This window comes from Nonomuraea sp. JJY05, assembly GCF_043496855.1.
Taxonomy (GTDB): Bacteria; Actinomycetota; Actinomycetes; order Streptosporangiales; family Streptosporangiaceae; genus Nonomuraea.
In genome coordinates, this window is sequence record NZ_JBIEIS010000038.1 from 74,602 (window position 1) to 89,904 (window position 15,303).

Below are 15,303 nucleotides of genomic sequence, written 5' to 3' on the forward strand. Positions count from 1 at the left end.
GGACCCGTACTCCGGCTGAGGTCCTTCGGAGGCGAGGGGCGCCGGGCCGCGCCTCGCGCGGTCCGGAGGCGTCGGCCGGGGTGCGGCGGGAGCGGTCAGGGGTCGAGGTAGCGGAAGGCTTCGTGGGCGGAGGTGACGCTTCGCCGCAGCGCCTGCTCCAGCCGGTCAGCGTCCTGCGCCAGCCGCTCCAGCTCCGGCACCGCGAACCCGTCGGCCCCCGTCTCGGCCACCAGTTCCTCGTACTGGTGCAGCCGCCCCCGCAGCTCCTCGATCTGGTGGTGGGCCTGGAAGGCGCGCTCGGCGTCCGCGACGTTGGAGGCGTAACGTTCCAGCGCCTCGACGCGGGCCAGCACGGCCGCCTCGCTGTTGTCGAGAGCCCGCGCGAGGGGTTCGGCCACGGCCTCCACCTCGGGCGTGAGCCCCTTGGACACGGTCTCCCTGTGCTTGGTGCGCAGCGCGGACAGTTTGGCCAGCAGGCGGGCGATCTCCCACTCCTGGGCGGGCAGCATCACCGCGTTGCGCACGCCGTCGAGCAGGCCTTCGGCGTTGACCCGGGACTCGGTCACGACGGCGATGGCGCGCTGGGCGCGGGCGAGCAGGCGGGCGGAGGCCTCGTCGAGGTCGTCGGTGAGCACGTAGCGGCCCTCGTACCAGCGCAGCTGCTCGTAGACCTCCCGCTCGTACTCCTCCTCGTCGTCGTCGGGCAGGTCGTTGCGGACGAAGAGCACGATCATCATGGGAATGCCTAAGAGGACGAGCATCAGCAGGCCGAGGCCCCGGCCGACCAGGCCGCTGCCGGCCATCACTCCGAAGAGCGCCACCGATCCGAACGCCGCCACTATCCGGTACTGCGCGCTCGATATGGCCCGCCTCGGCTCGGGAGCCCAGCCCTGGCGCATCTTGAGCAGCACCTGCCGGCTCTCCCTGAGCAACTGCGCGTCATCCGGCGGCACCTCGGGGTCTACCACCACATCCGCCACGAAATCGGATCCTAAGGGAAGTCACCCCCTCAGGTGGCGAAAAGCTTCGTGCGCGGAGCTGACGCTGTCACGGAGCGCCTGTTCGAGGCGGTCGGCGTCGTCGGACAGCCGGCTCAACTCCGGCACGGACGATCCGTCGGCGCCCGACTCGGCGAGGAGCTCCTCGTAGCGGGGCAGCTTGGCGCTGAGGCGTTCGATCTGGTGCCGGGCGCGGTAGGCGCGCTCGGCGTCGACGACGTGGCCGGCGTAACGTTCCAGCGCCTCGACGCGGGCGATCACGGCCTGCTGGCTGCTGTCGAGCGCCTGGGCGAGGGGTTCGGCGACGGCGGCCACCTCGGGGGTGAGCCCCTCCGAGACGACCTCCTCGTGCTCGGCCCGCAGCTCCGACAGCTTGGCCAGCAGGCGGGCGATCTCCCACTCCTGTGCGGGCAGCATGACGGCGTTGCGCACGCCGTCCAGGAGGCCCTCGGCGTTGACGCTGGAACCCATGACCTGGTCGATGGCGGTCTGAGCGCGGATCATGAGGGCCCTGGCGGGCTCGTCGAGCTGTTCGCGCACGACGTAACGGCCCTCGTGCCTGCGGGCGCTGTCGTAGACGGCCAGCTCCAGCGCGTGCGCGCGCTCCACCTCTGCGTCGGGCCGGGGCCTGAGCAGGACGCTGACGACGAGCAGGGCGGCGCCGGTCATGATCACGGCGAAGGGGGTGTAGCGTCCGGCGACGAAGAGGGCCAGGCCGTAGACGGCCGCCACGGCGGCGGTCCCGGTGGTCGCCAGCCTGGTCACGATGCCGACCAGGGGGCGGTGGCGCTTGTGCGCGGGCACCCAGCCGGCGTGGATGCGTACGAGGAGTTTGCGGTTGTCACGTAAGAGGGCCGCGACGTCGTCGGCCACCGCCGGATCGACTATCACCTTCGCATGACGTCCGGGCACGTTTTGATCCTATGTCCGCGTGTCAGCCTTCGAGATAGCGGAACGCCTCGTGGGCGGACCGGACGCTGCGCCGTAAGGTGCGTTCCAGCGCGTCGGCGTCCTCGGCCAGGCGCTCGATCTCGGGCACGGCCAGCTTGTCCGCGCCCGACTCCGCCAGCAGCTCCTCGTAGCGCGGCAGCCGGGCGCGCAGTTCCTCGATCTGGCCGCGGGCGTGGTAGGCGCGCTCGGCCTCGGCCACGTGGCCGGCGTAACGTTCCAGCGCCTCCACCCGGGCGACGACGGCGGCCTCGCTGTTGACCAGGGCCCGTTCGAGCGGCTCGATCACCGCGGCCACCTCGGGCGCGATGCCCCTGGCCAGCAGCTCCCGGTGCTCCAGGCGCAGCGCCGACAGCTTGGCCAGCAGCCGGGCGATCTCCCACTCCTGGGTGGGCAGCATGACGGCGTTGCGGGCGACGTCGAGCAGTCCTTCGGCGTTGACATGGGAGCGCAGCACCGACCCGATGGCCCGCTGCGCCCTGACCAGGACGGCCCTGGCCTCCTGGTCGAAGTCCTCGGCCAGCAGGTAGCGGCCGTCGTACCAGCGGGCCTGCTCGTAGACGGCGCGCTCCTGCGGCCGGTCGTCCTCGGGCACCTCGCTCATGGAGGCGATCTTGACGAGGACGATGAAGACGTACGTGCCGAGCAGCACGAACCCGGCCGGCGCGAACCGCGAGGCGAGCAGGACGGCCATGATCGCGACCACGACGGGGGTCGCGGCCAGGAGCATGGCGCTGGACGGGCTCTTGCGGCGGGACGAGGCCGGCTCGGCGGGCGGCACCCATCCGGCCCTGACCCTGGACAGCAGCGGGGCGTTGGCACGCAGCAGTCCGGCTACTTCCGGAGGCACTCCGGGATCGACGACCACACCCACGCTCTGTCCTGGCACCCTGGCGCCCCCAACGCTCGTGATGTTCGGATATTACGTAACATTCCGGCGAAGTGTCAGCATCGGAAAGGTCAGCCGGGGGAACCCGCGGAGGCGATCGCAGGGCGCGCCCATGACCGTACGGGCTCGTCACGGCGGCCTCCACCAGCACCGCGGCGGCCACCCCACCCTTCTAGGACGCGCGAGACCCGCTCGCCGTCACCTTCGGGCGCGCAACATGATCGTAGCCATGGGGATAACCACCCGAGCGGCTCGGCGTCAGCCGCCGCACGGCCAGGGCGGCGGCCACGCAGGTGACGGGGATGGCGGGCAGGACGTAGCGGTGGTCGAAGTCCAGGGCAGCCACCGGCGCCACGAGCAGGAACATCGCGAACGACCACGGCAGCAGCGCCGGGCGCGGGCGCAGCACCGCGCCGGCCCCGCCGGCCAGCAGCAGGACGCCGAACAGCGTGCCGTGCAGGAACCACGGGTACGGGTAGGCGGCCAGGATCGAGGCGAACGGCTCGACGGACCGCATGCCCCGGATGTCCGGGTCGTACTCCTTCCTGACCTGGTCCACGAGGGGCCGGCCGGACGGCAGCGGCCAGGAGCCCTGCTGGAAGGCCGTGGTCGGGCTCATGCGCTTCGGGTGGGCGACGGGCTCCCAGGTGAAGGCGAGCGAGGTGTCCCGGACGACCTCGCGCAGGTAGTCCAGGGGCTGCGCGGCGATGGCCCTGAGCGCGAACGCCCTGGCCAGGTCGTTGTGGGTGAACCGGTCGCCGGGCAGGCGGTTGAGCGAGGCCCCCGGGTCCCAGACGTACTCGGAGGCGGCGTCCAGGACGGTGCCGTTCGGGCAGAGCGCGGCCTGGTCCGCGGGCGGCTTGATGATCGAGCAGTCGGCGAAGGTCATGGTGCGGGCCCACAGGGCGACGCCGTCCGAGCCGCTGAGCGCGAACCTGCCGTGGTGCTGGGCGTACCAGCCGGCGTAGGCGGCCAGGGGCAGCGCTCCGGCCACCACCAGGGCGAGGACCGCGCGCCACGACGTCCGCCGCAGCGGGAGGTAGAGGGCGGCCAGGCCGAGCAGCGGCACGGTGGCGGTGCGGGTCAGCCCGGCCAGCGCGAGGAGCACCCCGGCCACCGCCGCCGCCCGCGTGGACACCTGCCCACGCCACATGAGCACCAGCAGCGCGGCCACGATGAGGAAGATCACCTGCGTGTCCGACAGCACGGCGTGCTCCAGGCGCACGAACGCCGGGTCGAACAGCACCGGCACCGCCGCCGACGCCGCTCCCCAGGCGGGCAGCGACCGGCGGCGCAGCAGCAGGTAGATCATCACCCCGACGGCCAGCCCCATCGCGTGCTGCACCCCCGCGACGAGTTCCACGCTCCGGAACGGCCGCAGCGCCCACAGGAACCACGAGTAGCCCGCCGGGTGGAACGCGCCCTGCGGCCGCATGTGCACGGCCGTGTTCAGGTAGGTGAACGAGTCGTACCAGTAGAGCCGCGCCGTGTCGTACCCCAGCATGACCAGCACGCGCAGCGCGGCGGCGAGCGCGAGCACGCACCCGAACAGCCCGTGGTCACGTGGCCCCGCGAGCGTGGGCGCCATGGTCTTCTCCCCCGGGACAGCCGGGCGGATCCCGGCTTCAGGGGGGCCAGTCCAGCGCGCCACCTATAACCTGAACGTCACCAATTCTGGTTATGCGCGCGTTATGCCTGCCAGGCCAGACTGGCGGGCATTTAAGATCTTTTTGGGGGCACGGTGCGCGTTTTGGTCGCTGAGGACGAGCGGATGCTCGCCGACTCGATCGCCGAGGGGTTACGCGAGGAGGCGCTGGCCGTCGACGTCGCCTATGACGGGGACGCGGCGCTCGAACGGCTCGGCGTGCACGACTACGACGTGCTGATCCTCGACCGTGACCTGCCGCAGGTGCACGGCGACGAGGTGTGCCGGGCCGTGGTCGAGCGCGGCTGGCTGGTGCGGGTGCTCATGCTGACCGCCGCGAGCGACGTGCGCTCGCGGGTGGCGGGGTTGTCGCTGGGGGCCGACGACTACCTGTCCAAACCGTTCGCGTTCGAGGAGCTGGTGGCCCGGGTGCACGCGCTCGGGCGGCGGGCCAGGCGGGCCGATCCGCCGATGCTGGAGCGGGCCGGGGTGCGGCTGGACTGGGCGCACCGGCAGGTGTTCAGGGAGGGCCGGTACGTGCCGCTGGCCCGCAAGGAGTTCGGCGTGCTGGCCGAGCTGCTGCGGGCCCAGGGAGCGGTGGTCTCGGCGGAGACGCTGCTGGAGAAGGTGTGGGACGAGCACATCGACCCGTTCACGAACACGGTTCGCACCACGATGATGAAGCTGCGCAAGAAACTCGGCGAGCCGCAGGTCATCGAGACCGTGCCCGGATCGGGGTATCGCATCCCATGAGCATGCGCCTGCGCTTCGCCCTGGTCAGTGCGGGCGTGTTCTTCGTGGTCGCCGCCCTCGCGCTGGTCGCCGCCTACTTCGTCGTCCGGACGAGCCTGCAATACCGGGCGAACGTGTTCACCCCCGCCTCGATTGTGATTCAGAACGATCAATGGAGCTGGCTGTCGAGCGACCGTTTCAGCGACGGATATGAGCTCGCCCGAGAGTTCGCCCTCCAGGTGCACGCCACCTACCAGACGAGCGTCCTGTCCAACCTGCGCACCGCCGGGGGGATCGCGGTGCTCGCCGGCACCGGGCTGGCGTTCGGGATCGGCTGGCGGACGGCGGGCATGGTGCTGCGCCCGCTCAGGAACGTCACCGACACCGCCCGCCGGGTCGCCCAGAGCCACAACCTGAGCGAGCGGATCGGCTACGACGGCCCCCAGGACGAGATCAAGGAGCTGACCGACGTCTACGACACCATGCTCGGCCGGCTGGCGCGCTCGTTCGACGGCCAGCGCAGGTTCGTCGCGAACGCCTCGCACGAGCTGCGCACCCCGCTCACGATCAACCGGACGCTCGTCGACGTGGCCGTGCGGCGGCCGGACGCGACCGAGGACGTCAAGCGGCTCGGCGAGTCGCTGCTGCTGGTCAACGCCCGCCACGAGCGCCTGATCGACGGCCTGCTGGCGCTGACCGAGGGCGAGCAGGCGGTGCTGGACCGGCGGCCGTTCGACCTGGCGGACGTGGCCGAGCACGTGCTCGACCAGGCGGCGGCCGAGGCGGCCGAGCGCGAGGTGACCATGCACCGGCTGCTCGACCCGGCGCCGACTGAGGGCGAGGCGGTGCTGGTGGAGCGGCTGGTGCAGAACCTCGTGGAGAACGCCATCCGGCACAACCACGCCAAGGGCGAGGTGTGGGTGACGACGCGGCGGCGCGCCGATCGGGTCGAGCTGGTCGTGGCCAACTCGGGGCTGCAGGTGCCGTCGTACGAGATCGAGACGATCTTCGAGCCGTTCCGGCGGCTGCACGGCGACCGGCTGCGCTCGGACCGGGGCAGCGGGCTGGGGCTGTCGATCGTACGGGTGATCACCGAGGCGCACGACGGCACGGTCACGGCCACGCCCAGGGACGAGGGCGGTTTGACGATCAGCGTGGAGCTGCCCGTCGGCTCCGAGAGCGCGTGATCAGTCCAGGCCCTGGATCTCCCAGAGCGCCGTCTCCGGGATGCCCGCCTTGACGAGCTGCTCCCAGGTGCCCACCCGGTCGGCCGGGTCGGCGAGCATGGCGCGCAGGAGCGGCCGCAGCTCCGCGTGGTCGGCGCCGTCCTCGGTCCACATCGCGCCCAGGGCCCGGTGCATGGCCGGCGACCGGACGGCCACGATCCGCACCAGCTCGTCCAGGATGGCCAGGCGGTCCCGATAGGGCAGGAAGCGCCCCTCCCCCAGCGCCGCGACCAGCAGGTCGAGCAGGCGCCGGTGCCGGGCGGTGTGGCCGGTGGCGACCGCGACGACGACGTCGCCCATGCCGCCGGTCGCGGTGCCGGTCTCAGTGCCGCCGAGCACGATGTCCTCCTTGCCGTCCTCTAACACGCGGTGCGCCGACAGGGCGGTCACCAGCCCGGTCCAGCCCTCCTGCCCGAGCTGCCCCTTCCACAGGTGGCTGAGCGAGGACCACTGCTCCAGGTGGTCAGGCCCGGACAGGATCGACGACACGCGGACCGGCTGCTCGGACGCGCAGACGATGAGCAGGGTGAGGTTGGCCGAGTAGGCGGCCAGGCGGCGGGTCATCGTGTGGCGTACCGGCCGGAATCCGGTGAAGTGGCGGCGGGGCCGCTCGTGCAGCGACCGGCGCAGCAGCCCGGCCAGCAGCTCCACGCAACGCTCGCGTACGGCGGAGGGCACCTCGTCCAGCAGCTCCAGGACGAACCCGACGATCGGCCCGCGCTCGGCCAGGCACGAGTGGGACGTGACCGCGTACAGCAGGTCGTCGTCCACGGCCTGCACCAGCGCGAGCGGCTCGTCCCCGGCCAGGCGGCGGCGCCGGTCGAGGTCGCGCAGCGCGTACATGGCCAGCCAGGCCACCAGGAACTCACCGAACGTGGCGTGCAGGAAGGCGTGCCCGTTCCTGCGCACGAAGAAGAAGCGCTCGGTGGCCTTGCGCGCCCAGTCGACGCGGGCCTCGTCGTCGCCGGGATCGTCCTCGCCGCCCTGGCAGAGGGCGGGCAGGTCGCGGTTGAGCGCCTCGTCGGTGATGACCTGCCTGCCGCGGGACAGCATGGACAGGGCCACCGCGCCGAGCAGGACCAGCTCCTGGTCGATGGCCACCCGGCGCACGCCGCCGGTCTCGCGTTCGGTGTAGTCGCGCAGCAGCACCTCGTACAGGCGGGCGCGCCCGAGCGGGCCGTGGTCGTGCTGGAGGGCGTTGCTGCCCGCGTCGTAGAGGGCCAGCAGCAGCAGGAGGAGCGGCTGCCTGGCCATCTCGCCGTGGACGAGCGCCGCCTCGGCGGGCAGGGGCTTCAGGTCGCGGCGGGCGAGCAGGCCGCGGTTGCGCTGGCCCCAGATGTTCAGCCACTGCCGGACCTGGTCGTCGTCGAACGGCTGGAGCTGCAGCCCCAGCAACCCCTTGGGAAACCTGATCCGGTCGGCCACCACCGTGCGGCTGGTCACGATCACCGCCACCGGCCGGCCCAGCTCCGCCTCCCTGGCCTGGAACTCCTGCACCCGTTCGAGGTAGTCGTGGCGGTTGACCCCGCCCTGCACCAGCTCGTCGAACCCGTCGAGGAGGATCACCGGCATCGCCCCGTCGGCGGCCGTCACCAGCTCGGCGTAGTCCACCTCCTGCCCCAGCATCGTGGCGAGGGCCTGCTCGACCTGCTCGGTGACGCCCGCCCGCGCGGACACGCCGGCCAGCTCGACCCGGATCGGCAGGAACTCCGACCTGGCCAGCCGCGCGGCGAGCACCTCGGTGAGCTTGGTCTTGCCCGAGCCGGGCTCGCCCAGCACGAGCAGGGGCGCCTGGGTGGCGCGCAGCGAGGTCAGGTGGCCCACCAGGAACGCCTCGGTGTCGGGCAGCGACCGCTGCTCCTCCCACCAGCTCAGCTGCGCGGGCGCGGCGTCCTGGGTCAGCTCGGCGACCCGGAAGCGGGGGCTGAGGTAGCCCTCGCCGAGCAGCGGGAGCCAGACGTCCTCCGGCGCCTTCCCGGCGTGCAGGAGGGGCTGGTCGAGCGCGTTGGCGGCCATCCTGGCCAGGTGGATCACGGGACGGTCGCCCACGCGGGGCGGGGCGAGCTCGGCCAGCAGCCAGGCCACCCGCGACAGCGCCGTGGCGGGCGGCGGCTTCTCGGAGACGAGGCTGCGCACCCCGAACTCGTGGCTGTCGAGCGCCAGCGACCGGTAGTCCTCGTCGTAGATGCGCAGCGCGCGGACGGGCGGCCCCTCGGCCAGCATGCGGGGCAGCAGGAGCTGGTCGTCGACCGTCAGCTCGTCCCAGACCCTCAGCCCGCCCACGAATCCGGCCATGGCCTCCGACATGCGCTGGTAGGCACGTTCCACCGCCAGGCGGGTCTCGGAGTAGGGCAGGTGCGGCTCGGGCGTGGGCAGCCGCTCCAGCAGCAGGCTCGCCACCAGCCGGGCGAAGCGCTCGGCGGTCGGCACGCCGTGCGAGATCTTGCCGCCGCGGTCGAGCTGGTCGAGCGTGAACGGCAGCTTCGCCTCGCCGAGCGCCTCGAAGTAGGCCGAGACGACGATCACCGCGTGCGCGGCGGCCAGCCGCTGGGTGCGGGTGAACCGGTCGACGCCGCTCTTCAGCTCGGGCATGCGCCGCACGACGTCCTCGCCGTAGCCGACGATGCTGTTGCGCATGTCGGTCAGGCCCGTCGCGAGCTGCCCCGCCCCGGCCAGCGCCCAGCCGGTACGCGCCGCCGCCGCGGCGAACCCGACCACCTTGACGAGCCGGGCGTCCTTGCACCCGAGGATCCTCAGGGCATCGGCGTAGCTCGGGGTCTCGATCATATGCCTTCTCCCGGGGACTGGGATGTCCCATCATGCGCTGTACGGCCGGGCCTTCTGGCGGAAGTTACCGGGCCGTCATGTTCGCTTCACGGCCTCCTCGATCTCCGGCAGCGCCGTGGGATCCTCGATCGTGGAGGGCGTGGTGTACGGGTTGCCGTCGGCGATGTCCCGCATGGTCGCGCGCAGGATCTTGCCCGATCGCGTCTTCGGCAGCCGGGCCACCACGACGGCGCGGCGGAAGGCGGCGACAGGGCCGATGCGCTCGCGGACCAGGGCGGTCAGCTCGTGCTCGATCTCCGCCGGGTCGCGCTCGGCGCCCGCCTTGAGCACCACGAACCCGACGGGCAGCTGGCCCTTCAGCTCGTCGGCCACGCCGATCACCGCGCACTCGGCCACGTCGGGGTGGGAGGCGATGACCTCCTCCATGGCGCCGGTCGACAGGCGGTGCCCGGCGACGTTGATCACGTCGTCGATGCGGCCCATGACGTAGAGGTAGCCGTCGGCGTCGACGTGGCCGCCGTCTCCGGTGAGGTAGTGGCCGGGGTAGCGCTCCAGGTAGGAGCGGGCGAAGCGGGCCTCGTCGCGGTAGAGGGTGGGCAGCGCGCCGGGCGGGAGCGGCAGCTTGACGGTGACGGCGCCGTCCACGCCCGGCGGGCACTCGTTGCCGTCGGGGTCGAGGATGCGCACGTCCCAGCCGGGGACGGGCTTGGTGGGCGAGCCGGGCTTGAGCGGCAGCGGCTCGATGCCGACGCAGTTGGCGGCGATGGGCCAGCCGGTCTCGGTCTGCCACCAGTGGTCGATGACGGGGATGCCGAGCAGGTCGGAGGCCCAGTGGTAGGTGTCGGGGTCGAGGCGTTCGCCCGCGAGGAAGAGGTACCGCAACCCGGACAGGTCCCACTTTTTCGCGAAAAGGCCGGATGGGTCCTCTTTCTTGATGGCCCTGATCGCGGTTGGCGCGGTGAACAGCGTGCGCACCCCGTACGTGGACGCCACCCGCCAGAACGCGCCCGGGTCGGGCGTGCCGACCGGTTTGCCCTCGTACAGCACGGTCGTGCAGCCGGCCAGCAGCGGCCCGTAGACGATGTAGGAGTGCCCGACCACCCAGCCCACGTCGGAGGCCGCCCAGTAGACCTCGCCCGGGGCGGCGCCGTACACGTGGGACATGCTCCAGTGCAGCGCGACCGCGTGCCCGCCGTTGTCGCGCACCACGCCCTTGGGCAGGCCGGTGGTGCCGGAGGTGTAGAGGATGTAGAGGGGGTCGGTGGCGGCCACGCTGACGCACCCGGCCGGTTCGGCCTCGCGCACCGCCCGCGCCCAGTCGAGGTCGCGGCCCTCTTCGAGCTCGGCCACAACCTGCGGCCGCTGGAGGATGACGCATCTGGCGGGCCGGTGCTCGGCCTGCTCCAGCGCGGCGTCCAGCAGCGGCTTGTAGGCCACCACCCGCGTCGGCTCGACGCCGCAGGAGGCCGAGAGCACCACCTTGGGCCTGGCGTGGTCGATCCGCACGGCCAGCTCCCTGGCCGCGAACCCGCCGAACACCACCGAGTGCACCGCCCCGAGCCGCGCGCAGGCCAGCATCGCGACGACGGCCTCCGGCACCATGGGCATGTAGATCACCACGGTGTCGCCCGCCGTCACGCCGAGGCCGCGCAGCATGCCGGCCGTCCTGGCCACCTGGTCGAGCAGCTCGGCGTAGGTGAACGTGCGGGCCGCCCCGGTCACCGGGCTGTCGTGGATCAGCGCCGCCTGGTCGCCGCGGCCGGCCGCCACGTGCCGGTCGACCGCGTTGAAGCAGGTGTTGAGCCGACCGTCGGGGAACCACCGGCCGCCGGCCGTCACGGTCGCCGGCGCCACGTCCCAGGAGATCCCCAGTGCCGCCTCGGACCAGAACTCGTCGGGTTGCCGGATGCTGCGCCGGTAAGCCTCGCCATAACCGCCCACTTATCGATCAGACCAGTCCACGGCCCCATGGCGCAAGATATCCGGGTGACCGATGACATGATCCTTACCGTCGTCATGGGGTCGAGGGCGTACGGGCTGGAAACCGAGACCTCCGACACCGACCGGCGGGGCGTCTTCGTGGCGCCGACGACCGCGTTCTGGCGGCTGGAGAAGCCGGCGACGCACCGGGACGGGCCGCTGCCCGAGCAGTTCTCGTGGGAGGTGGAGCGCTTCTGCGTCCTCGCCCTGGAGGCGAACCCCACCGCGCTGGAGTGCCTGTGGTCCCCCATCGTGGAGGTGATCACGCCTGCCGGGCGCCGGCTGCGCGAGCTGCGCCCGGCTTTCCTGTCCGAACGGGCGCGGCAGTCGTTCGCCGGCTACGCCGAGTCGCAGTTCCGCCGGATCGACCCGGCCGCCCCCAAGTGGAAGCAGGCCATGCACATGATCCGGCTGCTGCTCAGCGGCCTGCACCTGATCCGCCACGGGGAGCCCCTGGTCCAGGTGGGGCCGTACCGGGAGCGGCTGCTGGCGATCCGGCGCGGCGAGGTGCCGTGGGCGGAGGTGGACGCCTGGCGGGCCGAGCTGGCCGCCGAGGTGGCCGCGGCCGGCAGCGTGCTGCCCGAGCGGCCGGACCGGGAGCGGGTGGAGGAGTTCCTGGTCGGCGTGCGGAAGGAGCACCTGTGAACCTGCCCGAGTGGCTTCCCGAGATCCCCGGCGAGCAGCCGTACCCGCTGGTGTTCGCGACGGTGAGCGGGGCGCACCTGTACGGGTTCCCCTCGGTGGACTCGGACGTGGACCTGCGCGGCGTGCACGTGCTGCCGGTGGAGGAGGTGGCGGGGCTGCGGCACGGGCCCGGGACGCTGGAGCGGATGTGGACGCGGGACGGCGTCGAGGTGGACCTGGTGACGCACGACCTGGCCAAGTTCTGCCGGTTACTGCTGGGGCGCAACGGCTATGTGCTGGAGCAGCTGCTGTCGCCGCTGGTCGTGGCGTCGTCGCCGGTGCACGGGGAGCTGGTGGCGCTGGCCCCGGGCTGCCTGACGCGCAACCACGCCCACCACTATCTGGGGTTCGCGCGGACGCAGTGGCGGCTGTTCACCAAGCGCCTGGAGCTGAAGCCACTGCTCTACACCTTCCGCGTGCTGGCCACCGGGACGCACCTCATGCGCACCGGCGAGCTGGAGGCCGACCTGACGCGCCTGTACGCCTACGGGCCCGCGTACCTGCCGGACCTGGTCGCCGCCAAGGTGGAGGCCGAGCACGTGCGCGCGCCCGCCACGCTCGGGCTGGAGGCGGACGTGGAGCGGATGACGGCGGCGCTGGAGGAGGCGCGTGACTCCTCCGCCCTGCCCTGGCGGGCCACGGCGGAGGCGGCGCTGCACGACCTGGTGGTGCGGGCGCGGGTGCGCGGGCGGGACTGCCGGACGTGACGCCGGCAGATCGGGAGCTGGTGGGCAGGAAGGACGCGCTCGGGGTCGTCGACGGGGTCCTGGCGGCGGGGTCGGGGTGCGTCGTGGTGGAGGGGCCGGCGGGCATCGGCAAGAGCCGCCTGCTGGAGGAGGCCGCGCGGCGGGCGCGGGCACGCGGGACGGCGGTGGCGCTCGGCCGCGCCACCGAGCTGGACCGGGTGGCCCCTCTGTCCACCCTCCTGCGCCCGCTCGCCTCCGGTGACGGGCCGCTGGGCGCCGGGTTCGGGGATGGCGGGTTCCGGCTGATCGAGCGGGTCGGCGAGGCGGTCGAGCGTTTCACGCGCTCCCGGCCGCTGGCGATCGTCCTGGACGACGTGCAATGGGCGGACGAGCTGACCTGCCTGGCGCTGCGGCAGCTCGTGCCGGGGCTGGCCGGGTCCCCCGTGGTGTGGCTGCTGGGACGGCGGCCGCTCCCCGAGCAGGAGGCGGTCGACCGGCTCGTCGAGGAGGGCGCCGGGCGCGTGCCGCTGCCTCCGCTCGGCCCGGAGGAGGCGGCCGAGCTGAGCGCGCGCCTGCTCGGCGCCGAACCCGGCCCGTCGGTGCTGGAGCTGGTACGGGGCAGCGGCGGCAACCCGTTCCTGCTGGAGGAGGTGCTGACGGGGCTGCGTGCCGAGGGCCGGATCTCGGTGCGCGGCGGCGTGGCCGAGGTCGTGGCGGGCATCGCGGACCCGATCGTGGGCGCGGCGGGTGGCGGGGTGGAGTTGCCCGCCGGGTTCGTGGCGGCGGTCGAGAGGCGGCTGCGCGACCTGTCCGCGCAGGCCCGGCGGCTGCTGGAGGCGGCCTCCGTGCTGCGGCGGCCGTTCACGGTGCACGAGGCGGCCGGGGTGCTGGGGGTGACGGCGGGGGCGCTGGTCGGGCGCGTGGAGGAGGCCGTGGGGGCGGGTGCGCTCGTCGGTGAGGGGGATCGGCTGGCGTTCCGGCACGACCTCATCCGCGAGGCCGTCTACGGCGGGCTCGGCGCGCCCATCAGGACGGCGCTGCACCGGGAGGCGGCGTCCGTGCTGCGGGCCGAGGGCCGGCCGCCCGCCGAGCTGGCCGAGCACCTGAGGCACGGCGCCCGCCGTGGGGACGTGGCGGCGATCCGGGAGCTGCGGGCGGCCGCCGGGGAGATGACGGCCACCGCCCCTTCGGCCGCCGCCGACCTGATGCTGCGCGCCCTCGAACTGGCCCGCCCCCGCGACACCGGGCCGGAGATCGCGGAGGGTGCGGGGCTGGTGGCCGGGGCCGTGCGGCTGCTGGCTTCGGCGGGGCGGCTGGGCGAGGCCCGGGAGCTCGCCGACTCGCTCGGCGTCCCGCTCACGGCGGCCGAGGAGGCGGGGGTGGCGCTCGGGCTGGCCGAGGCGCTCAAGCACGCCGGCGACGACCGGGGCGTCATCCGGCGGACCGGCCGGGTGCTGGGCCGCCCGGGCGTGCCGGTCCGGGAGCGGGCGCGGCTGCTGGCCGTACGGGCCCATGCGCTGATGATGACCGGCGAGATCGACGCGGCGGAGGAGGCGGCGGCCGGAGCGGTCGCGGAGGGCGAGGTGTTCGCCCAGGTGGTGGGCTTGGAGGCGCGATCCACCGTGGCGCTGTTCCGGGGCGACCTCGACGGCGCGCTGCGGCACGCCGGACGGTCGGTGGAGCTGGCCGACTCGGCGGGCGGCGAGGCGGCCCACCGGCATCCGCGGTTGTGGCTGGGCGCGGCGATGGCGGCGCTGGATCGGTTCGAGGAGGCCGAGGGCCTGTACGCGGTGGTCGAACGGGAGGCCGGGCGGCTGGGTACGGCGTGGGCGCTGCCGCTGCTGCACCGGTTCAGGGCCGGGCTGCTGCTGGCCTGGGGGCGGCTCGACGACGCGGCGGCCGAGGCCGAGGCGGGGCTGCGGGTGGCCGGGCAGCTCTCGGCGATGGCGCTGGCCCCGGCGCTGCTCGGCGTGCTCGGCCACGTGGCGCTTCTCCGGGAGGAGACGGAGGCGGCGCGGGTACACCTGGACAGGGGCCGCGAGCTGGCCGGGGAGGGGCCCGGCCTGGTGTTCGAGGAGCTGCGGTGGCGGCGCGAGCTCCTCGACGAGGCGACGGGCCAGGCCGCGCCGCCTGGAGGCTCGCCCGCAGGCCCGTCCTATGGCGGGGCGCTGGCGTATCTGATCGTGCAGGAGCCGTGGACGGCGGCGCGGTGGCGCGGCGATCCGCGGGTGCTCGCGTGCGCGCGGGACCTCGCACGCCGCAACCCCGGCGTCACGTCCCTGGCGGCCGGGCTCGCGCACGCCGAGGGCAGGCTGGAGGAGGCCATCGAGCTGTACCGCGACGCCCCGCGGCCGCTCGGGCTGGCGGCGGCCCTGGAGGAGGCGGGGCGCCGGGAGGACGCTCTCGAGGTCTACCGGGCGTGCGGCGCCGCCACGGGGAAGGTGCGGCGGGGCGCGGCAGGGCGGGGGTGGGCGGCGCTGACGGCCTCCGAGCTGCGCGTCGTACGGCTCGTCGCCCGGGGCATGACGAACCGGGAGGCGGCGGCCGCCCTGTTCCTGTCGCCGCACACGGTCGACAGCCACCTCCGCCACGCGTTCGCCAAGCTGGGGGTCAACAGCCGGGTGGAGCTGACCAGGCAGGTGCTGGCGCACGAGCCCGGCCGATGAGGTCAGCCCGGGAGGTCAGCCCGGGAGGTCAGCCCGGGAGGTCAGCCCGGGAGGTCAGCCCG

The 15,303-nt window shown here is 73.5% G+C and carries 11 protein-coding genes; 5 read left to right on the forward strand and 6 right to left on the reverse strand.

What is annotated here, in order from left to right:
• Positions 1-95: 95 nt before the first annotated feature.
• From ACFKCF_RS44140 to ACFKCF_RS44155, 4 genes are all read right to left on the reverse strand, one after another.
• Complete coding sequence (locus ACFKCF_RS44140; protein WP_394501345.1) at positions 96-980, reverse strand: hypothetical protein; 885 nt, start codon at positions 978-980, stop codon at positions 96-98.
• Positions 981-1,001: 21 nt separating this feature from the next.
• Positions 1,002-1,910 (reverse strand): hypothetical protein, encoded by a 909-nt coding sequence (locus ACFKCF_RS44145; protein ID WP_394501346.1) that lies wholly within the window; start codon positions 1,908-1,910, stop codon positions 1,002-1,004.
• Between the two features lie 22 nt (positions 1,911-1,932).
• Positions 1,933-2,820 (reverse strand): hypothetical protein, encoded by an 888-nt coding sequence (locus tag ACFKCF_RS44150; protein ID WP_394501347.1) that lies wholly within the window; start codon positions 2,818-2,820, stop codon positions 1,933-1,935.
• A 187-nt stretch (positions 2,821-3,007) separates the two neighbouring features.
• Positions 3,008-4,423 carry a hypothetical protein gene (locus ACFKCF_RS44155; RefSeq protein WP_394501348.1) on the reverse strand — a complete coding sequence of 472 codons (1,416 nt, stop codon included), beginning with the start codon at positions 4,421-4,423 and terminating at the stop codon, positions 3,008-3,010.
• 153 nt (positions 4,424-4,576) lie between these two features.
• On the opposite strand from ACFKCF_RS44155, the gene ACFKCF_RS44160 reads away from it, so the two are divergent.
• Both ACFKCF_RS44160 and ACFKCF_RS44165 read left to right on the forward strand, forming a co-directional pair.
• Entirely contained in the window at positions 4,577-5,233 is a 657-nt protein-coding gene (locus ACFKCF_RS44160) for a response regulator transcription factor (protein ID WP_394501349.1), read from the forward strand.
• Positions 5,230-6,399 carry a sensor histidine kinase gene (locus tag ACFKCF_RS44165; protein WP_394501350.1) on the forward strand — a complete coding sequence of 390 codons (1,170 nt, stop codon included), beginning with the start codon at positions 5,230-5,232 and terminating at the stop codon, positions 6,397-6,399. The genes ACFKCF_RS44160 and ACFKCF_RS44165 overlap by 4 nt, the downstream gene beginning before the upstream one ends.
• Here the strand turns inward: ACFKCF_RS44165 and ACFKCF_RS44170 are convergent, their stop codons facing one another.
• Together ACFKCF_RS44170 and ACFKCF_RS44175 are read right to left on the reverse strand one after the other, a co-directional pair.
• Complete coding sequence (locus ACFKCF_RS44170; RefSeq protein ID WP_394501351.1) at positions 6,400-9,225, reverse strand: NACHT domain-containing protein; 2,826 nt, start codon at positions 9,223-9,225, stop codon at positions 6,400-6,402.
• 75 nt (positions 9,226-9,300) lie between these two features.
• The gene (locus tag ACFKCF_RS44175) at positions 9,301-11,166 is read right to left on the reverse strand and encodes a propionyl-CoA synthetase (RefSeq protein ID WP_394501352.1); all 1,866 of its coding nucleotides are present in this window, start codon (positions 11,164-11,166) and stop codon (positions 9,301-9,303) included.
• 45 nt (positions 11,167-11,211) lie between these two features.
• Between ACFKCF_RS44175 and ACFKCF_RS44180 the strand changes: the two genes are divergently transcribed.
• The 3 genes from ACFKCF_RS44180 to ACFKCF_RS44190 are packed head-to-tail and all read left to right on the forward strand — an operon-like array spanning position 11,212 to position 15,241.
• Positions 11,212-11,850, forward strand: coding sequence for a DNA polymerase beta superfamily protein (locus tag ACFKCF_RS44180; RefSeq protein WP_394501353.1), 639 nt, complete (start codon positions 11,212-11,214; stop codon positions 11,848-11,850).
• Positions 11,847-12,596 carry a DNA polymerase beta superfamily protein gene (locus tag ACFKCF_RS44185; RefSeq protein ID WP_394501354.1) on the forward strand — a complete coding sequence of 250 codons (750 nt, stop codon included), beginning with the start codon at positions 11,847-11,849 and terminating at the stop codon, positions 12,594-12,596. The genes ACFKCF_RS44180 and ACFKCF_RS44185 overlap by 4 nt, the downstream gene beginning before the upstream one ends.
• Positions 12,593-15,241 (forward strand): ATP-binding protein, encoded by a 2,649-nt coding sequence (locus ACFKCF_RS44190; RefSeq protein ID WP_394501355.1) that lies wholly within the window; start codon positions 12,593-12,595, stop codon positions 15,239-15,241. The genes ACFKCF_RS44185 and ACFKCF_RS44190 overlap by 4 nt, the downstream gene beginning before the upstream one ends.
• The last annotated feature ends 62 nt before the right edge of the window (positions 15,242-15,303 follow it).